The organism is Methanolapillus ohkumae (assembly GCF_032594355.1).
GTDB lineage: Archaea > Halobacteriota > Methanosarcinia > Methanosarcinales > Methanosarcinaceae > Methanolapillus > Methanolapillus ohkumae.
Window position 1 is genome coordinate 1268240 of record NZ_CP131061.1, and the last position, 19898, is coordinate 1288137.

Consider the following 19898-nt stretch of genomic DNA (forward strand, 5'->3'; position numbering starts at 1 on the left):
TTCTTTTTTTCATTTTTTCTTTTTTTTATTTTTTTCTTTCATTTTTTCTTTTTCTTTCATTTTTTCTTTTTCTTTCATTTTTTCTTTTTCTTTCATTTTTTCTTTCAATTTTTCTTTTTCTTTCATTTTTTCTTTCAATTTTTCTTTTTCTTTCAATTTTTGATTTATAGTGTCACTCTCGCACGTTATGGTGATTAAATTTTTAAAAAACAATAAAACCGTGGAACGATTTTTGTTGTAATTTAGAATTATCCAATTGCTGCAATCTGTTTGCTGTTTTTTCTGGTTTTTTTCTGGTTTTTTTCTGGTTTTTTTCTGGTTTTTGCGTCTTCTGCCTTTGCTTTTCAATTATTATTATTTCCGGATTTCATTGTTCCGTTTTTAATTTCATCATATTAATTTTCTAAAAATTATATATCTATGAATATTTTTAATATATTTCACTTCTCCGACTCATTCTCATTTATCAATTAAAATTTGGTTTACCGTTGTCATCTGCCGATTAATTCATAAAAACATTTTAATAGAAGTATTTCGTATTTAAATTCACGGAAAGCATTTTCACGTCTTTTGAAATGTAATTCCTTGGAAAAACATGAAAAACGAGAACGAAATGCTTGAAGATATTTTGTAATTGTTATAATCGTTGTATAAATTTGTAGTTGTTTTGAAACATTTCAGGAGTTATCTTTATGGATTTTAATACAAAAATAATTGAAGACGGCCTCAAAAAAGCATGGGGCGCCTACATCGAAAACATCGTTGCGTTAATCATCGGCCTTTTAATCGCTTGGATCGGCTCAATCTTGATTGTGACCACAGCCCCGCTCATGTATGGACTTTATTACATGTGCGTCAAAGCATCCCGTGGCGAAAAAGTCGAAATTAAAGACGTATTCTACGGATTCAGTTCAGTCAGCATGTTCATCAGAAGCTGGATTTACTTCTTGGTACTCTTTGTGATCGTATTTGCCATCATTATTATTGTCAGCATTGTTTCATATATCAGTGCCATACTTGGAATGCTCGTCTACTTCATTTTGCTCATCATTTTCGCATTTGCTGTGTACTATTCAATGGCCATTTATGTCATGAGCCCGAAAGAAAATGTGATTTATGCTCTTAAAGAAGGATTTGAGATTTCAAAATCCAACCTGTTGGTAACAATTGTGGTTATGATTCTGGCCGGAATTATCAGCATGTTTGTCATTACAGCTCCGCTCGCATTCATCTTTGATGTCTACGTGTTAAAAGAATTAAAACCAACCATCAAAGACGAATCTTAAATTAAAAACCAATTATACAAATGTAAAAATGTCTGATTTTTCAGACATTTTTTTTTAGACATTTCTTTTTTATTTTTATCTAAAATATTTTGTTAAATATTAAATTCGGGAACAGATGATATTTATGTCAGAAGAAATAAATTCTATAGCCGTTCAAACAGAACAAAAAGGACCGGAGATTCCCCAAAATAAATTTTTGGCTTTGGTTTTTTCGTTCATTTGGCCGGGTCTCGGACAAGTGTATAACGGACAACTTTGGAAAGGTGTCGCAATATACATTGGCTACATCATCGGATTACTCTTATTTTTCATACCGGGAGTTGTTGTTTGGGTTTACGCCATGCACGACGCATTCTATGGAGCTGAAAAAATCAACAAAAGAGAAATTCCGTATATTGAGCCGAAGTTTACGGGAACAGCATTGTTTTTATTCGTACCGATCGTTATTTTTGTGATATTGTATTTCTTATTCGTCATGGTTTTTATGGCTTCTATGGCAGCATTCATGTAAATTGATAAAAGAGTCAATCTTTTGTTGACTCTTTTTTATTTCTTTTTCGTTATTTCTCCTGCTTTTTTTCAATTTTGATTTTAAATCAGCCACATCTTTTTATATTTCCAAATCAATTTGAAAGCTGTTTCATTTTTCCATTAATTCATTTCTCAGAGGCGCCCCCATGATTTTTCCGGAAGAATACAAAAATATCGGTTTTTGTCATCCGGATATGCCGCTTGCCTCCGAAAAAAATAAATCCGTCTATTTTTTGTCCAAATACCTTCTGGAAGAAAAAGAATCGGGCTTTTGCTTGTATTCCGTCACACATGAAAACGGCATCGGTTTTTTCAGAAACGTCAAAGGAAATGAATTATTAGCATCCGAAGATGAAATTGCCGTCTGTGACGAAATCTTAAACATCAAAAACCGGACGCTTTTGATTGAAAAAGCGGCCGACATTTGTCAAAAAACCGGAAAAAATACGGTTCTCTTCACCGGGATTGACCGCCATATCACATTTGTCCACAAGCCCGACCTGTCTGAAATTTTGGAAATTCAGGTGATTGACGTTAAACCGCCAAATCCACCTTGGCTTTCGGATTGTGTCCGCCGGTTGGACGCAAGCGGAATTTTTGGGGATTTGCAAATCAAGTTCACGGAAAAAATCATTGATATTTCCACATTCGAAGGCGAAAATACGGTATTCCCATGCCGGTCTTCCGGCCTGAAAGGAAAATTTTTGGATTCCGACAATATGAACGAAAATGAAAGCAAAACCGATCTTAGACTCGTCGGCTGCGATACTTCACGAACCGTTTTTGAAACGCTTTATCCATCTCTTGATTATGATTTCATAGAGCTTTGTCCGACGCGGTCAAGCCTCACAAAACCCGACAAACCGTTTATTATGCGGTGCTGCAAATCGGAAAATGCGGGAAAAATCATTGAAATCAATGGGTACAAAGGTATTATTGTCCATTGGGGTGCCGGCGAATATCAAATTTCCGAAAATATTCGAAAATTCGTGGCAGACCTTCAAAAGAACAAAAAATGATATAATTTATGTTTTAATTTCTGCTTTCATTTCTGTTTTAATTTCTGCTTTCATTTTATTTTGTTTTTCATTTCTTATTTTTCTATTTTTTATTTCTTATTTTTACTTTTTTAATTTCATGGCGATTTCTTCCACCATTTCTTCCACCGTTTTTTTGTCACCGGAAAACGTCAAATCCGCATATTTTTCGTAAAGCGGCCGGCGTTCCTCATACAAATCTTTTAAAGTTTGACCATCATGAAGAGCGATCCCGCGTGTGGAAATATTTTGAATACGATGCACAATTTCCGGAAAAGAAACATCAAAATAAATGATTGTTCCTATTTTTTTCAACCGTTTCATCGCTTTTTCGCTATAAATGACGCTTCCGCCTGTCGAAATGACGGCATTTTTCGGCTCAATGTCCAAAAGGATTTCTTCCTCCAGGTTCGTAAATCCGGAAAAGCCCAGCCGGTCAACTAAGTCTTGTAAAAACATTCCCGTTTTTTCCTGAATTATTAAATCGGTGTCCAAAAATGACATACAAAGCGTCTTTGCCAAAAGAACACCCGTTGTACTTTTTCCGGCACCGGGCATCCCGATTAAAACAATGTTGGAGAAATTGGCAAAACCATTGGAATTGGTGGAGGTGGAATTGGTGGAGGTGGAATTGGTGGAGGTGGAGGGGTCCGATTTTTCATTTGAATGGGTGGACTTTGAAGTCATAGCATCACGGCTGAATATTTCAGAATTTATTCTATTTCTCTTTTTTTACTTATTTTCTATTTCATTTTCTATTCATTTTCTATTTCATTTTCTATTTCATTTTTTATTCATTAAATTAACCGGATTCATTTTTTTCAAATAAAATAGGAGGATTCGAACAAATATATAATCTATATATTTTATGGAAATAAGGTATATAACCTATCCCGAAATATTACGACCTCAGATGATTCAGGTTTCATCGGTTGATTCTTGATCAACCGATCATTCATTTGTTTCCGATTGAAACAAATTTTTTGGAAAATATCGGATTTTGTTTTCGTTTTATTCGGCTTATTTTGGAGTTTTAGAATGGATCTTGTATTAAGTATTGCACTTGCATTGGCCGGTTTTTATATGGCGTGGAACATTGGCGCAAACGACCTTGCAAACGCAATGGGAACATCTGTCGGGTCTAAAGCCCTGACGATTAAACAAGTTATTATTATCGCGTCTTTTTTTGAATTAACCGGCGCACTTTTATTTGGCGGCGGTGTCACCGGCACAATCGCCAAAGGAATTGTCCCGCTGGACCCGATTATGGCGGTCAATCCCGACATCGTCGCGGTCGGTATGCTGGGTGCGATTTTGGCGGCCGGCTTTTGGATTACGCTTGCGACTTTATACAACCTTCCGGTTTCAACAACGCATTCCATTGTCGGGTCTGTTTTGGGATTTGGAATTGTCTGCGCAATTTTAGGAATTATTACTTTTTCCGAGATTCACTGGAGTGTTATGCTCGGAATTGTCGGAAGCTGGCTGCTGTCACCCCTTCTTGGCGGCATTGTTGCGTACCTGATTTTCTATGTGGTTCGAAAAAAATTCCTTCAAAATTCAGATAAGGTGGCAGGGATTGAGAAAAAATTTATCCTCTTCCAAGTAATTACGGCCTGTTTTGTCGCGTTTTCCCACGGATCCAACGATGTTGCCAATGCGATCGGTCCGCTTTATGCTGTTTATGAAATGTACGGACCCTATTCATTTAATTTAATGAACGCTCTTCTGCTTCTCGGCGGCCTTGGAATCGTTATCGGTCTTGCGACCTGGGGTTATAAAGTGATCGACACGGTCGGCAACAAAATCACGGAACTCACCCCAACCCGCGGTTTTTCGGCACAATTTGCAACCGCTGCTGTTGTTTTGGGGCACAGTGTAATTGGTCTTCCAATTTCAACCACACATGTTTTGGTCGGTGCCGTGATTGGAGTCGGCTTGGCCGGCGGTCTTTCCGGAATCAATCTCAAGGTGCTTAAAAACATCGTATCCTCTTGGATTGTAACAGTTCCGGTCTCAGCCATCACGTCAGGAATTTTATTCTATGTGTTGTCTTTCATTTTCCTGTAAGAAAGTGAAAAAATAATACATGAATAAATTTCTCTTCATTTTTCACAATTCATTTATTATTCATTCGCTTATTATTCATTTGCTTATTATTCATTCGCTTATTATTCATTCGCTTATTATTCATTCATTTATTATTCATTCGCTTATTATTCATTCGCTTATTATTCATTCGCTTATTATTCATTCGTTTATTATTCATTCGTTTCATTTTTGCGGCAGTTCAAGAATTCAAAAATGCAAGTCTTATATAACTGATATGTGGATAAGGTCATAATAAGTTCATAATTATTTCATTTTTCAATTCTTGTAATTTTATTCTAACTTAAAATAAATTATCAAATTAAATATTAAAATATAAAGAGAAGTCAACTTGAGTAAAAATGGTGGTAAATAATGCCTTTCATGCGTTCGGTTTTGGATATTTTTGTCGATTCTCCGATGGTTCCTTTAGAGCAGCATGCTGCCAAAGGAATTGAGTCGGTTGAAGCGCTTTCTGAGATGATGAATGCTTACTTGGACGGAAATGACCAAGAAGTCGATCGCTTGTGTAAAAAAATCGACCAATTGGAGCATGAAGCCGACAAGATCAAACAGAAATTCCGGACGGAACTGCCGGCTTCTGTTGTAATTCAATTGGACACAACCGCACTTCTTAATTTCTTAAAATCGCAAGATTCCATCGCCAACAATGCCCAAGATGCGGCGTATTGGATGACGCTTCGGCATGGCGGTGACCTTCCGGAACAAGTCAAGGACGAATTTAGAAGTTTGATGATAAGAACCGTGGAATGCATCAAAGCCTATGAAACCGTCATAAACGGTCTTAAAACGCTGGATTCAACGTCATACAGCAAAATAGAAGTATGCAAACTCATCGACATTATTCCGCCGATTGAAGAGCTTGAGCATCAAACCGATTTATGCGAAACAAGAATCCTGCGTGAAGTGTTCCGGTATGAAAAAGAGATTGGAGGCGCCGGCGTCTATCACTTGTCCCATTTAACAAAATCCATCAGCTCCATCGCCGACAAAGCGGCCAGTGCGGCAGATTATTTAAGACGAATTTTGTCAAAGAAAATCGGCACAAAACCATAATATCGGTTTTTTAAAACCGGTTTTCTTTTTTCTCTTTTTTTATTGTGCTGCGTCCTGTTTTTAGATTTACTGTTTAAGCATTGCTGCAATCCTATGGTTTTGAGCATTGCTGCATCTGTTTACTATTTTAAATTTCTGCATCTTTTTAATTCACCCACCCTTTCTTTCTCAATGTTAACAATTCCGAAAAATTCGGACGCGTGTCACGTCCGAATTTTTCGGGAGGGTTTGCTTGAAAAGAAAAAGACGAAAGAAAAATGAAAAGAAATGAGATTGAAAAAAAATGACCCCTGTTTTTTGTACAACCTTTAAAAAATGCCGCCATATCGCGCGCGATGGAAAGGCTCAAAAAAGAAAAAAGGAAGAATAGAAAAAGAGTGAAAAATCACTCTTTAAACCGCCGGCCTCAAAGACAATGGGCGGCTCTTGCTCTTTAATTTTTTCTCTTCCGATTTTAAGTGGCCTTTGTCGATGCTGACGAAAAGCCCGTGATCCAAATCAAAAAGCAACGCAATGATTAACAGAACGGTCACTTCAAAATAACAGGCGGCTGCGAGACAGACAACTGTCATCAAGAATAAAAACAGGCAAATCCATGTGGAAGAAACCGGTTTAATATTCAGAGCACTAAATGTGTTGTGGGACGACAAAAATTTTTCCGGATTGAGCGGGCTGTTTTTGTCCATGAATGTTTTTTTCAAATCCGCCGATATTTTAACATGATATAAAAATAAAACAGCTCCGATCAACGGTGTCAAATACACCAAAAATTTCGGAATGAAATGGATATTCCATAAAATCGCATACATCAGGACAATATAAAATCCCAAAAACGCATTAATCACTTCCAAAACCCTGAATTTAGAGAGAAGTTTTTCTCTCAATAACGTTTTCATAATCATAATGATTCTCACAAAGATAACTTAAAAGATAATTCAAAAAGATAACAAAAAGATAACTCAAACAAATATAATAACAATATCAGTAAATACAATAATAATTGCAACAAACGAAAATACAATACCGGTAAATGAAATAAACAAATTTCACGACAATAACACAATAAATTGCAAGGATTCATCTCATTCGCAAACGATACCAACACTTGCAAATAAAATGAAATAAAGCCGAATTAAAATAAAATTAAATCAGACTTAAACGAGTAGAACCGCAAAGTATAAAACCTTATTGAAAAAAATCAAATTTTGCATGAGACTGCACCCGTTTTAGGATTTCTGAAAAAAGAAAACCTTTAAAAACAAAAAACGGTTATCTCTTCGTTTTATATATTATGTATTATTAAATTAGAGATTTTCAAAAAAAAAGATAACAAAAAACGAAGTGACAAAAATCGAAAAAAAGAAGAGTCGAAACAAAAGTTGAGAAAAACAATAGACTCAGAAAAGTATCTCAGAAAAGTAATAAATTGAGAAAACCAATAGATTGAGAAAAATAATAGATTGAGAAAAGTAATAGAAAAGAAAAAAAACAAAAGAAAAAGGGAAAGAAATTAATTTTCGAGAACAATCTCGATATTAATGTCTTTCGGCACCTGAATTCTCATCAATTGGCGAAGCGCGCGTTCATCCGCGGCCAAGTCAATCAATCTTTTGTGAACCCGCATTTCCCAGTGGTCCCAGGTTGCTGTGCCGTCACCGCTCGGACTTTTTCTTGTCGGAACGATAAGTTTCTTTGTCGGAAGCGGAACCGGTCCTGAAATACTGACACCGGTTCTTTCGGCAATGGCTTTGACCTGGTCACAAACACTGTCAAGGTCGGTCGGGCTGATGCCTGATAATCTGATTCTTGCTTTTTGCATAAATGTCGTCCCCCTTAAAAATAAGAGAAGAGGAAGGAATTTAATCCTTCTTCTTAACACTGAGACAGACACCGGCTGCAATGGTCATACCCATATCACGGACGGCAAAGCGACCGAGTTGCGGGATTTCTTTTGCAGGCTCAAGAACCATGGGTTTTGTCGGCCGGAATGTAACAATTGCTGCGTCACCGGCTTTGATGAACGGCGGGTTTTGTTCCTTGGCTTGACCGGTTTTCGGGTCAAGTTTTTGGTCAATGGATTGGAACATACAGGCCACTTGAGTGGTGTGGCTGTGGAAAACCGGCGTGTATCCGACGGTAATCGCGGACGGGTGTTGAAGAACCACAATTTGTCCGGTGAATTCGAATGCAACCGACGGCGGTGCAGCTTTCGGACCACAGACATCTCCGCGCCGGACATCGTTTTTACCGATACCACGGACGCTCCAGCCGATGTTGTCGCCCGGAACTGCTTGCGGAATTTCTTCATGGTGCATTTCAATGGATTTAACTTCCCCACCGGCGCCGCTGGGCATGAAAACGACTTGGTCGCCTTTCTTCATGATACCGGTTTCGACACGGCCGACCGGAACAGTTCCGATACCGGAGATGGTGTACGCATCTTCAACCGGAACTCTGAGCGGAAGGGCAGTCGGCTTTTCAGGCTCTTTTAAGTTGTTTAAAGCTTGAATGATCGCCGGGCCTTTGTACCACGGAGTGTTTGCGCTGTTTGTTTTGAAGTTGTCTCCTTCAAAAGCGGAGGTCGGAACGAACGGGATTTGATCCGGTTTGTAGCCGATCATTTTCAAGATTTGGGAAACTTGCTCGACGACTTCTTTGTATCTCTTTTCATCGTATTTCACAGCGTCCATTTTGTTCACGGCGACGATGAGTTGGTTGATACCAAGGGTTTTGGACAAGAAGATGTGTTCTTTGGTTTGAGCCATGACACCATCCGGCGCTGCGACGACGAGAACGGCCGCATCTGCTTGGGAGGCACCGGTGATCATGTTTTTCACGAAGTCTCTGTGACCCGGACAGTCCACGACGGTGAAGTAGTATTTTTCAGTGTCGAATCTCTTGTGAGCGATATCAATGGTAATACCTCTCTCTCTTTCTTCTTTTAAGGTGTCCATAACCCAGGCGAAAGCGAAAGATTCTTTTCCTTTCAATTTTGCTTCTTCTTTGAATTTTTCAATGATGTGGGGCGGAACCGCGCCGGTTTCGAACATTAACCTTCCGACGAAGGTGGATTTTCCATGGTCGATGTGACCAATAACGGCCAGGTTTAAGTGTGGTTTTTCTGCTGCCATAATTTAATTCTCCTTTAGTTGATTTTAAATTTATTCAATTGGATTGAAATAAAAATTTCAATATTTCGTAAACAATAAACGTACAACAAAAACACGCACAAGACATGACAAGAGCATGAGGATTGTGTTGGGTGTTTGTCGTACGGGTGAGTGATCATTTTAAACATGACATTTTAAACGTGATCGGTTGCCCGACTATTTTGCAGGCTTTTTGAATCGCCAAAGATTTCTTGCCGGCGGGACACGGACGTGCTGTATTGAAAATACATTTCAGTATTAAACTGTTTCGCCAAAAAGACTCTTTCAGGGGCTCTTCGAAATCAGGTTGTCTATAATAATCTCTCTAATATATATAGAATCTGTTTGTTCAAAGAAAATAAACAAACAAATTCATATTTTTTTAATTTTTTAAATATCTTAAGATTCAAATTTGATTTTCAAAAACATTAATTGTTTTTCAATTTAATTTCGAAACATTAATTGTTTTTTTACGATTTCAAATTTGAAAAATATTTTTCAAATTAAATGATTTGAAAAATATTTCAAAAATTACGTGTATTACATGTCGAGGAAATCGGAAGCTCTCGGGAGTTCTTTCTTCAATCCTTTTCTTTCTCTGATTTTAGAGACCACTTCGGACATCAAGCTGGCCGGAACGGTTTCAAAGCCGCCGAACTCCGTGCTCCACATGGCGCGTCCTTCCGTTGCGGACCGGATTTCTCCGGCAAATCCGAACAGTTCGGAAACCGGTGCTCTCGACTCAATGATAGTCAAGTCACCTTCACTTTTCATGTCAATAATGATACCGCGGCGTCCCTGAATTTCTTTAGCGGCGCCACCCATATTGTTTTGAGGAACCTGGATGAAAACTTTCTGATACGGCTCAAGGAGTGTGTCTTCCGCCATGAGCATGGCCGCCTGAATTGCTTGGCGAGATGCCGGAATTACTTGGGCGGGACCTCTGTGAATCGCGTCTTCGTGAAGCTTGGCATCGCGGAGAATCACTTTGACGTGAGAAACCGGTTCTCTGGAAAGCGGTCCGGCGCGCATGACTTCTTCAAATCCATCCAAAACAAGTTCCATGGTTTCATTTAAGTATTGAATACCTTTGGTCATGTCCAGATAAATGTTATTTCCATAAATCGCGGCAATACTTTTCGCTTCTTCTTTATCCATACCGGCCGCCATCAATTTATTCCGTCTTTCCAATTCTTCCATTCTCATGGAAATGTCGCCGTTGCGAATCAATTCGACAATAGCATCGTCAAGAGGCTCCACATCAATAAAGAATCTGTTGTGGCGGTTCGGAGATTTACCTTCGACGTTCGTCACTTTCTTTTTCAAAGTTTCACGGTAAACCACAATCGGCGGGTTGGTAATGATTTCAACGCCTTTGTCACGTTCGATTCTGTGCGCAATAACTTCCAAGTGAAGTTCGCCCATACCCGCCATTAAGTGTTCGCCCGTTTCTTCATTTAAAGTCACTTGAAGTGTCGGATCTTCCTTGGCCACCTGTCTTAAAACTTCGACAAGTTTGGGCAAGTCTTTGGTGTGTTTCGCTTCAACGGACACGGTAATCACCGGTTCGCTGACGTGCCGGATACTTTCAAAAGCCGTCATACCTTCAAGGGTGGTGATGGTGGATCCAACGATCGCATCTCTTAAACCGGTCACAGCCGCAATGTTTCCGGCCGGAATGGCTTCCACTTCAAGCCGCTCGGGGCCCATGAAAACACCGACTTGCTGAATTCTGCTCTTTTTGGCGGTTCCAGATGTGAAAACTTCAAGACCGCGGGTGAGTGTACCGCTGAAAAGACGGCCGGTTGCAACTTCTCCCGCATGCGGGTCCATCGAAATGTCCGTGACCATGAAAGCCAGGTCGCCGTTGGGGTCCGCTTTGTTCATCGCAATTCCGATCGGAGAGTTTTTGTCGCCGTGCCAAATCGCTTTCACACGGGTAGATTGCGCAACAAGTGGGTTGGGCAAGTGGCTGATGACCATGTCGTTTAAGGTTTCATGAAGCGGGCACTTTTGAGCCAATGTTTTCATGTCCCCTTGGTTACAATAATTGTAAACATCCGTGAACGTAATTTTGGTTTTTTGCATCATCGGAACGCTGATTGCCCAGTTGTAAAGAGCGGAACCAAACGCAACACTGCCGTTTGCAGCATCCACACGCCAGCCCTCTTTGTATCTTTCCGGGTTCATGTTTTTGATGAGTTTGTTCACGTGGTCGATAAGTTTTCCAAGACGCACCTGCATTTCCTGGGGATCCACCTGAAGTTCGTTAATCAAACGGTCCACTTTGTTGATGTAGAGAACCGGACGGACATACTCACGAAGAGCTTGCCGAAGAACGGTTTCGGTCTGCGGCATTGTTCCTTCGACGGCGTCAACGACGACGACCGCCCCGTCCACCGCACGCATGGCACGCGTCACGTCGCCGCCAAAGTCAACGTGTCCGGGTGTGTCGATTAAGTTGATCAAATATTCTTTGCCGTTGTAGGTGTGCACCATTGAAACGTTGGACGCGTCAATCGTGATACCACGTGCTTGTTCTTCCTCATCCGAGTCCATGAACAATTGTTTTCCGGCAAGTTCCGATGAAATCATTCCCGCACCGCTGAGTAAGTTGTCCGACAGCGTTGTTTTTCCGTGGTCGATGTGTGCGACAATACCGATGTTTCGAATCATTTCGGGGCTGCTCATCAGCGCTGTGACACGCTCAACCATTTTCTTCCTTTTTCCCATAATCCTGACCTGTAATTTGAGTTGATTTAATTGGTTTTTATTTTTTGATTAAATGAATAACAATTAAGACAAAATAAAGACAAAAAACAAACAAAAAAACGGTCTTTTGAAAATTCCCGAAAAAACAATTTCGGGAAAAATCCAAAAAACCGCTGCGTTTGTAATTTAACGGGCTGCCTTGGCCACTCTTTCTTTGGCATCTTTTTTGCCGACGGAGAAAGCTTTTGCGTCCCCGTTTGCGGCAGCGATTAATTCCGTTGCCAAACAATCCGCGACTGAGCGCTTGGATTTAAAGGAGGCTTGCAAGGTGCCGACCGCGATGTACCGGAGCGCGGAGTCCACCCGTCTTTGCGGGGCGGTGTCAACGGCTTTGGGAACGGAAATTCCGCCGTATTTTAACCGGACGACTTCTTCGCGGGGACCCGCATTTGCAATCGCGTCCACCAACACTTGAACCGGATTTTTCTTGGTCTTTTTGTGGATGATGTCAAAGGCTTCATCCACGGCTTTGATTGTGGTTTGTTTTTTGCCGGTGTTGTGTTCCGATCTCATGAGGTTGTTGACCAACCGTTCGACGATGGAAATTTCGGACTTGTTAAATTGCTGCCGGGCGTGTCTTCCACCAGAGTGGGGAACCGCAACCGGTTTTAAACTGACATATCTTTGAATTCCAAGATCTGTGACCTGGACTTCAGCCATGTCCCATTTTCCAAACATTTTTGCGTCCATTGTCTTACCTCCTCGGTTTTTCCATTCTTCCGATAACCATTTGGGTCAGCGGGACGTTGTTGACGGCAATCACTTTGAACCGAACGCCCGGAATATCTCCCATAGCACCACCCATGCGGCCACCGATTCTTTCCACGGTCACTTCATCGTGTTCATCGATGAAGTTAATGGCACCGTCTCCCGGACAGAAGGCAGAAACCTGTCTTCCGTTTTTGATTAACTGAATACGGACACATTTCCGGATGGCGGAGTTGGGCTGTTTTGCTTCCACACCGATTTTTTCAAGGACAATTCCGCGACCCTGCGGTGCACCACCGAGCGGATCGGCTTTGACGTTCAAACCGAGCATGCGTCTGTTGTATTCGTGGTCTTTCCATCTGGCCTTTAATCTTTGCTTTTTTAAGATTTGGCCGGCATAATTTCCGTTTGTCATACTTAAATCTCCGATTTTAATTTATAATTTTGAAAAATTTACGTGTTCATCATTTTCAACATTGAGGCGCTGACTTTTTACCTGTCATCTCTTCTTTTCATCTCTTTTTTCAATCATTTCAGAATCACATCGTCAATCCCATGGTGTCTTTGAACCAGAAGTTTGACTTTGGAGATGTTTTTGCCACCCTTTCCAATCGCGAGTCCTTTGTCCTTTGCCGCCACTTCGACGAACGCTGTTTTTTTGCTGTCGTCGTGGGTGATTGAAATGGATTTTATTGAGATGACCGGCCCGAATACGTTTTTGATAAACGTGACCGGATCGTCGGAATACTCCACAAGTTCGATGGGTTTGTCAATGGCTTTTTTGGCACGATTGATATTTTCCCCGCCTTTTCCGATGGCAAGTCCCATGTCTCCCTGCTGAATTACATTGATAATTCGATCGCTTTCGACGATGCAGTCCAGGACTTTCGCATTGGTAATATCTTCAAAGCGGGCAATGTATTGCATTTCTTCGAAAGTGATTTTGATTTCGCTCATGAGATGGGTCCTCTTGTTGTTGATTTTGATGATTTTTCAATGATTCAACTTTATTTAATTGCCTGCCAATGTCAAAATGTCGGATTCGCCGGCGTCTAAAATGGCCATGGCGGCAATAATAAAGGGCTTTCCACATACCGGTCCGAGTTCACGGCCGGTTCCATTGTAAACATAAACCGGAACATTGGATGCTTCGATCTTTGCTTTTGTATCTTCCGGGCAGTTCTTTGCAATAACAATCATTTTTGCGCCGCCAGACTCCGAAAGCTCGATTGCCTTCTTAGAGCCGATGACGACTTTTCCCGTTTTAACGGCTTTGATTAATGCTTTATCGACGTTGATATCCATTTTCTATACCTCTATCTCTGGAACTTTATCAAATTGCGCGATAGACCAGTCTGTCGACCAAAAGGAGTCACAGACGAGAGTCATAGACTTCCAAGCCTTTAACCGGCTTGACCCTCCCCGATTTTGCCAATCACGCGAAACGCTTGAGTCGATTCAAAAAGAAACAGCTTTAAGTGCGTCATGCGCTTCCCAAAAACATTTGGAAAAACGGCGCAAAATCGGTTCACAATCTATAAAGAATGGTCTTACATACTTTTTGAGCATATAAACCTTTTGAGAGAAAAAGAGAACGGACTAAAAACCGAAAAATAAATTCGGTTGCAAAAGATAAATATTTAAAAACGTCTATTTTCCCAGAATATACTTTAATTTTCCATATATTTTCAATATAACTTATTTCCATATATTTTCGATATAACTTATTTCCATATATTTTCGATATAACTTATTTCCATGTATTTTCGATATAACTTATTTCCATGTATTTTCGATATAACTTATTTCCATATATTTTCGATATAACTTATTTCCATATATTTTCGATATAACTTATTTCCATATATTTTCGATATAACTTATTTCCATAATTTTTTCGAAATTTAATTTCTATATGCTTATACCCATTAAAATATTATAAAATATGATAAAATCCGTAGTTAGGACAATTGAGGGTTAACATGGTTTTGGATAACAAAAATTTAGTTTTGGGGGGCTGGATTCTTCTGGTCATCGGTCTTGCCGGCAGTTTCATTTGGTCGGCTCTGTTTTTAGTGGCGCTTCTTGGAATGGTTTTTTGGACGGTCGCAATTCGCCGTGAAAAAAAGAAACCAAAAGAAGACCGCGTTTTAATTACCGGGTTTTATGATTCTAAAAATATTCCGCGTGTCATGTTTGCCGCGGCCGGAATTATTTTTGTGGTTTGGATCATTTTAGCAGCCGTAAATATTGACATTCCTGCGGCTTATTCCGCAACGGAGGGGGACATCATTCAAAAAATCGGCTATACGGTTGGCGCCATGATGGGATTTGATTTGGCTTATTCAGTCTATGCCTTATTGTTTGTATTGATTGATTTGATTCTGGCCGGCTACACCCGAAAACTGAGTATTGAGATGGTTCTTTTCGAAAAAGGACGGAAAAAACCGGTTCCCAATCCGGCCAAATTAAACAATTCCATTTACGGGTACAAATTGAAAAAATAAAAGTCAATCGTCGTCAATAAAAACCATAGAAGTCAAAAAGTCAATAAAAAAGCCCGGCAAGATAATCTTGGCCGGGCTTGATTTTTAAATAAAATTTATAGAAAAAGCGGGAATTACTTTTTATATTCGGTGTATCCGCATTTTCCGCAGCTGTTTCTGTTTTTGTGTTCCGAGAGGAAAACGCCCGGTCCGCATTTCGGACAGAATTTGTGGGTTCGGGTAATGGTTTGTCCTTCGACTTTGTAGTAATTCTTAACAGACATGCGACTCACTCCGCTTTTTCGGCGCCATCTTCAGCAGCCGGGTTTGCATTTCTTTTGAGCATGTATTCTCTTTCGACTTGTTTCATGCGGTCGGCAGAGTCATAAATTTTGGCGTATCCGCAGGCTTCTTGAAGACCGAAGACGGATTCCATTTTTTGAACCATGGTTAAATCCAAGTCGCAGTTCAAAAGAGCGGCTAATTTTTGTCGAACATCAATACGGGATGGGGTCGGACCTTCATATTTCACGGTGAAATCCAGTTCGCGACGATTTAACAATTTATTTTTTTCGTCTTTTACAATTATAATTTCCATGATAATCCCTCAAAACCAACGAAATGGTTTGTTGTTATTTGGATTAAGCGAATTTGAAAGGAGATTATCAAATATAAAGTTTTAGCATAAAAAATTAAAAACCAAAAATCTTTTAATTTGATAAAAATATGAAAAGAAAAATGAATAGAAAAGGAGAATAAAAAGAATAGAAAAGGAGAATAAAAAAAGAATAAAGAAGAGATAAAAATCAAAATATTTTTCCCAAAAATGTGTCCACTTCTGCGGAAAGAGCCTCTTTGGAAACCCCGGTTGCCGTTGTTTTAGCATTTTTGACGTCTAAAATTTGGCGGAAAAATTTGGTCATTTCCTCTTTTTTGACATCAGTCACCACAACCGCCACCATACCTTCATCCGGCTGCCCGTAAAGGACAACTGAATCGGGTTTGGAAAACGCGATGACCGGAATTGTCGCAAGATCTTCCTCGCCATCGACACAAATTCGAATATCCTCCGAAGAATTCAAGGCTTTTTGAACCGCCAAAACCATTTCATCTGAAATGGTACCGGCCGGATTTTTAACGCGGACATCGCAATAATTGGAATGAGAGGCGGGCGAAATAATTTCTGACACAGGAAGACGTTTTGTCAGACGATCGACCAAGCACAATTTCGGAAAAATACCGGCACTGATTAAATTGTAAGTCGTCACGTCACCAACGGAAATGACAGGCACTTTTTTGCCGGCTGCGTCCGTCAAAAGCGGACGGATTTGATTAATGACTTCCGGACCATTTCCAGGAAAGAGTTTACCGTACGGATTTTTTAAAAAAGGACGTAGTTCCGCCGGCAAATCAAAATACAGATTCAACTCACCGCACCTTCAACGCATATTTGTCGGCCAAATCAACATTCATACGCTTTGCGATTTCGGATCTTTTCGGATCGATGATGACAACAAGACCCATCCATTCGTCCGCCAAATCTCCGGAGCCGCACATTTCGCATGTTTCGGAATTGACAATCAACCTCATGCATTTTCGGCATACTTTTTCCGCCATAATATATCTCCTGTTATTGAATAATTTTGATTGATAAAATGTAAAATGAATAAACAAAATAAATCTTGGATTTAGTTGTTTTCTTCTTTTTTGCCGCCTTTTTTAGGTTTCGCGCCTTTGCCATCGCCTTTTTCGCGCGCTTCTTCAATCCATTGGAGTTTTCCAAGCGCGGTCTGACGCATCGTCATACCGATTTTGCTTTCGCGCGGGTCACGTTCATTGATGCTGACGGCCACAATTCTCGCACGGACATGGTCGCCTTCTCCCAATGATTTCTTACCGGTTTTTGCGATTAAGCGTCCGTTTTTGGCATCATAAGACATGAACTCGTCTGTGATTTGACTGACGTGCAAAAGTCCGTCCATCGGACCGATACCGACGAAAACACCAAAACTGACCGTTTCTAAGATTTCACCTTCGATAACTTCTTGATTTTCCGGCATGAACATAACCGCTTTAAACGTCACATCATAGTAAACGGCTCCGTCGCCATACAGAATGTGCCCTTCGCCAATCTCGTCCACACCACAAACAGCGACAAGACAGCCGATTTTTTTGTCGACCTTTCCTTCCAATTTGTTTTTCAGTGCTTTTTTGACGTTTTCTTCCACGTCTTCGCCAAGAAGAGTCGGATCAATACGGACCGTGTCGACGAGTGTCATTAATTTATACATAAATTGGTTCACCTGGATTTCTGCGCGAAAAATTCCCGTTTCTTAAAATGTAAATTTAAAATTTAAATATTAAATGTAATCAAAATCAAAATTTCAATTTTTGAAATAAATGAAAAATGGATGATAAATGAGCATAAATAAATGAATTGATATAAAAGAGTTTTTGAATTTGGATTTTTGGAAACTATTGAAAGCTGTTTGAAATTGTTGAAATTATTTTTGATCGATAAAATCCAGCCGGCTTGTTTGGCGCATGGAAATGACTGAAATTCCATTGTCGATCAATTGTTTTCGAAGATTTGCGTCATTGGTCAGCACCGGTAATTTGTACCGAGAAGAAATTTCCAAAATGATACGGTCCGCATATTTTTTTTGAGATTTTTGGAGATCATCCGCCACTAAAATATCACACAACGAACTTTTGGCCATGGACGCGGCCACCTTTGCCGCTTTTTTGTCAGCGCCGGTTACCTTTTTGGAAATATTTTCAAGTTCGGCGATGACGACCGCGGGAACGATGAATTTTGAAAATCCGAGCCTTTGAAGTTCCGAAAAAATGTCGATTCCGAATTGAACCGGAATCATAAAACCATTGGTGTCAATAAGAACACACGGCTTTTCCAAAATCATTTTTTCAAAATCAGTCTTCGATAATTCCGACACCGATTAAACGCCACCTGGAATCAATCCGTCTGCTGATGGCGACGTGCGCGCCGTTTTCCACGCAAACCGGCCGTTTTAATTTGACTTCCGCAACGCCTTTTCGGACACTTGTGACAACGCCGACGGTGGTCGCGGTTCCGATGTTGAGCATCAGCGGCTCACTGGTTTTAATTTCATTGATTTCCGCTTCGTTGGTCACGCCAACCACGCGTTTTAAAAGATCCAATTTCATTAAAAACCCGTCTCTTGTCGGGGGAAGTGTTCCCGGCTTTCCAACCACTTGTCCGGTTAAGGAGTCACCTTTCGTTAAAAACGGATCCAGGGTGGTCCCCAGCGCCAAAAGTCCGCCCGGAAGCGCTTTTTTCACTTTGGATTTGCCGGCGTGAATTTCGGTGATTTTGGTCTGAATCGGCTCCCAGCGGGTCATTCCATCGGATGTGATTTTAAGTCCCGGCCGGATTTCCACGTCGTCGCCTTCTTTAAAAGTGCCTTGAGTGAGTGTGCCGCCGATGACGCCGCCTTTGATTTCTTCATATGTAAAACCCGGGTGGTTGATGTCAAACGAGCGGGCGATAAGCATTTGCGTTTCTTTTTCCGCTTTGTGTTCCGGAACCGGAATGTAAGTGTCCAACGCCTGAATCAAGGCATCGATATTGATATTTTGCTGCGCGGAAATGGGAATAATCGGGGCTTTCTCCGCCACCGTTCCTTTAACAAACTCTTTGATTTCCTTGTAGTGTTCCAAAACCCGTTCGCGGGAAACCAAGTCGATTTTGTTTTGCACAATCACGACATTTTTAATGCCGATGATGTTGAGCGCCATTAAGTGTTCTTTCGTTTGCGGCTGTGGGCATTTTTCGTTGGCGGCAATGACCAGCATCGCGCCATCCATAATCGCAGCGCCCGAAAGCATGGTCGCCATCAAAGTTTCGTGTCCCGGCGCATCGACGAAGGAGACTGTTTTGGCTTCTTCTGTTTTTCCGCCGCAGTGCGGGCATTTTTTCTCAACGGAATAGCAATCCGGCTCCGCACACGTCGGGCATTTCCGAAAAACCGTATCGGCATAACCGAGACGGATGGAAATTCCGCGTTTGATTTCTTCGCTGTGGGTGTCCGTCCACACGCCGGATAAAGCCTTAACGAGTGTTGTTTTTCCATGGTCGACGTGTCCGACCATTCCGATATTTAAACTGGGTTGCGCCATGGTAATTTCCCTCCGGGGGCAAAACCGCCCGAATAAAATAAAGTTGATAATACAATGTGATAAACAATGAATAAAGTTAATGATAAATGAATAAAATATTGAAAAAGATGATTGACATCAAAAAATGAGACTCAACCGATTGAAAAAACAGTTTTTCAATTTAATTTTTCCGCATAACTGCGATGCTGCAATATTGTATTTGAGTTAATACTTGGGCTTTTAAAATATATAATGATTCTTAAAGGTTATGGTAAAATGAGACTTAAAAGATAAAAACGAAAAAGTTTAAAAAATCAATTTAGTTTAGAAAATCAAATTTAATCGACGTTTTAAACAGGTCAATTTTATGTATTAATCCAATAATGAATTCAAAGTTTGTCTGTTAAATTTTTCTTAATTTTTAAGTTTTTTTCAAGTCTGTTTGAATTTTTCATAATTTTTAAGTTTTTTTTAAGTCTGTTTGAAATTTTCATAATTTTTAAGTTTTTTTCAAGTCTGTTTGAAAGACAGTATAATTAATAAATTAAAAAAAATATAAAAGTGGAAGAAAAATAGAATAAAAAAACTAATAAAAACATGATCAAGTAAAAACAAAAATTAAATTAA

Annotated in this window: 23 protein-coding genes; 6 read left to right on the top strand and 17 right to left on the bottom strand. The window is 40.1% G+C overall.

Annotated features, from left to right (window positions below):
* Positions 1-9: 9 nt before the first annotated feature.
* Positions 10-348, bottom strand: coding sequence for a hypothetical protein (locus tag MsAm2_RS05475; RefSeq protein ID WP_338097255.1), 339 nt, complete (start codon positions 346-348; stop codon positions 10-12).
* A gap of 344 nt (positions 349-692) precedes the next feature.
* On the opposite strand from MsAm2_RS05475, the gene MsAm2_RS05480 reads away from it, so the two are divergent.
* From MsAm2_RS05480 to MsAm2_RS05490, 3 genes are all read left to right on the top strand, one after another.
* On the top strand, positions 693-1286 hold the full coding sequence (locus MsAm2_RS05480) for a hypothetical protein (RefSeq protein ID WP_338097256.1): 594 nt from the start codon (positions 693-695) through the stop codon (positions 1284-1286).
* 124 nt (positions 1287-1410) lie between these two features.
* Entirely contained in the window at positions 1411-1797 is a 387-nt protein-coding gene (locus MsAm2_RS05485) for a DUF5683 domain-containing protein (RefSeq protein WP_338097257.1), read from the top strand.
* 166 nt (positions 1798-1963) lie between these two features.
* Positions 1964-2836: a DUF7714 family protein gene (locus tag MsAm2_RS05490; RefSeq protein ID WP_338097258.1), complete on the top strand. Its 873-nt coding sequence runs from the start codon at positions 1964-1966 to the stop codon at positions 2834-2836.
* A 102-nt stretch (positions 2837-2938) separates the two neighbouring features.
* On the opposite strand, the gene MsAm2_RS05495 is transcribed toward MsAm2_RS05490, so the two are convergent.
* Complete coding sequence (locus MsAm2_RS05495; RefSeq protein WP_338097259.1) at positions 2939-3541, bottom strand: shikimate kinase; 603 nt, start codon at positions 3539-3541, stop codon at positions 2939-2941.
* Between the two features lie 351 nt (positions 3542-3892).
* Between MsAm2_RS05495 and MsAm2_RS05500 the strand changes: the two genes are divergently transcribed.
* Complete coding sequence (locus MsAm2_RS05500; protein WP_338097260.1) at positions 3893-4924, top strand: inorganic phosphate transporter; 1032 nt, start codon at positions 3893-3895, stop codon at positions 4922-4924.
* Between the two features lie 393 nt (positions 4925-5317).
* Positions 5318-6019, top strand: coding sequence for a TIGR00153 family protein (locus MsAm2_RS05505; RefSeq protein WP_338097261.1), 702 nt, complete (start codon positions 5318-5320; stop codon positions 6017-6019).
* 392 nt (positions 6020-6411) lie between these two features.
* On the opposite strand, the gene MsAm2_RS05510 is transcribed toward MsAm2_RS05505, so the two are convergent.
* From MsAm2_RS05510 to MsAm2_RS05545, 8 genes are all read right to left on the bottom strand, one after another.
* Complete coding sequence (locus MsAm2_RS05510) at positions 6412-6915, bottom strand: hypothetical protein (RefSeq protein WP_338097262.1); 504 nt, start codon at positions 6913-6915, stop codon at positions 6412-6414.
* Between the two features lie 614 nt (positions 6916-7529).
* Entirely contained in the window at positions 7530-7838 is a 309-nt protein-coding gene (rpsJ, locus tag MsAm2_RS05515) for a 30S ribosomal protein S10 (RefSeq protein ID WP_338097263.1), read from the bottom strand.
* 40 nt (positions 7839-7878) lie between these two features.
* A complete protein-coding gene (gene tuf / locus MsAm2_RS05520; protein WP_338097264.1) occupies positions 7879-9150 on the bottom strand; it encodes a translation elongation factor EF-1 subunit alpha in 1272 nt (423 codons plus the stop codon).
* A gap of 558 nt (positions 9151-9708) precedes the next feature.
* A complete protein-coding gene (locus MsAm2_RS05525) occupies positions 9709-11901 on the bottom strand; it encodes an elongation factor EF-2 (RefSeq protein WP_338097265.1) in 2193 nt (730 codons plus the stop codon).
* Between the two features lie 165 nt (positions 11902-12066).
* On the bottom strand, positions 12067-12630 hold the full coding sequence (locus tag MsAm2_RS05530) for a 30S ribosomal protein S7 (RefSeq protein ID WP_338097266.1): 564 nt from the start codon (positions 12628-12630) through the stop codon (positions 12067-12069).
* A 4-nt stretch (positions 12631-12634) separates the two neighbouring features.
* Positions 12635-13063 (bottom strand): 30S ribosomal protein S12, encoded by a 429-nt coding sequence (locus MsAm2_RS05535; RefSeq protein ID WP_338097267.1) that lies wholly within the window; start codon positions 13061-13063, stop codon positions 12635-12637.
* A 113-nt stretch (positions 13064-13176) separates the two neighbouring features.
* The gene (locus tag MsAm2_RS05540) at positions 13177-13605 is read right to left on the bottom strand and encodes a NusA-like transcription termination signal-binding factor (RefSeq protein WP_338097268.1); all 429 of its coding nucleotides are present in this window, start codon (positions 13603-13605) and stop codon (positions 13177-13179) included.
* Between the two features lie 54 nt (positions 13606-13659).
* On the bottom strand, positions 13660-13953 hold the full coding sequence (locus MsAm2_RS05545; RefSeq protein ID WP_338097269.1) for a 50S ribosomal protein L30e: 294 nt from the start codon (positions 13951-13953) through the stop codon (positions 13660-13662).
* Between the two features lie 677 nt (positions 13954-14630).
* Between MsAm2_RS05545 and MsAm2_RS05550 the strand changes: the two genes are divergently transcribed.
* Positions 14631-15155 (top strand): hypothetical protein, encoded by a 525-nt coding sequence (locus tag MsAm2_RS05550; RefSeq protein WP_338097270.1) that lies wholly within the window; start codon positions 14631-14633, stop codon positions 15153-15155.
* A 113-nt stretch (positions 15156-15268) separates the two neighbouring features.
* Here the strand turns inward: MsAm2_RS05550 and MsAm2_RS05555 are convergent, their stop codons facing one another.
* The 7 genes from MsAm2_RS05555 to MsAm2_RS05585 form a co-directional block, all read right to left on the bottom strand.
* The gene (locus MsAm2_RS05555) at positions 15269-15418 is read right to left on the bottom strand and encodes a 30S ribosomal protein S27ae (RefSeq protein ID WP_338097271.1); all 150 of its coding nucleotides are present in this window, start codon (positions 15416-15418) and stop codon (positions 15269-15271) included.
* Positions 15419-15423: 5 nt separating this feature from the next.
* Positions 15424-15732 carry a 30S ribosomal protein S24e gene (locus MsAm2_RS05560; protein ID WP_338097272.1) on the bottom strand — a complete coding sequence of 103 codons (309 nt, stop codon included), beginning with the start codon at positions 15730-15732 and terminating at the stop codon, positions 15424-15426.
* A 208-nt stretch (positions 15733-15940) separates the two neighbouring features.
* Complete coding sequence (locus tag MsAm2_RS05565) at positions 15941-16561, bottom strand: GTP-dependent dephospho-CoA kinase family protein (RefSeq protein WP_338097273.1); 621 nt, start codon at positions 16559-16561, stop codon at positions 15941-15943.
* A gap of 1 nt (position 16562) precedes the next feature.
* Positions 16563-16751 (bottom strand): transcription elongation factor subunit Spt4, encoded by a 189-nt coding sequence (gene spt4 / locus MsAm2_RS05570; RefSeq protein WP_338097274.1) that lies wholly within the window; start codon positions 16749-16751, stop codon positions 16563-16565.
* Between the two features lie 71 nt (positions 16752-16822).
* Entirely contained in the window at positions 16823-17425 is a 603-nt protein-coding gene (locus MsAm2_RS05575; RefSeq protein ID WP_338097275.1) for a DNA-directed RNA polymerase, read from the bottom strand.
* A 213-nt stretch (positions 17426-17638) separates the two neighbouring features.
* Positions 17639-18088: a type II toxin-antitoxin system VapC family toxin gene (locus MsAm2_RS05580; protein WP_338097276.1), complete on the bottom strand. Its 450-nt coding sequence runs from the start codon at positions 18086-18088 to the stop codon at positions 17639-17641.
* On the bottom strand, positions 18066-19292 hold the full coding sequence (locus MsAm2_RS05585) for a translation initiation factor IF-2 subunit gamma (protein ID WP_338097277.1): 1227 nt from the start codon (positions 19290-19292) through the stop codon (positions 18066-18068). The genes MsAm2_RS05580 and MsAm2_RS05585 overlap by 23 nt, the downstream gene beginning before the upstream one ends.
* Between the last annotated feature and the right edge of the window lie 606 nt (positions 19293-19898).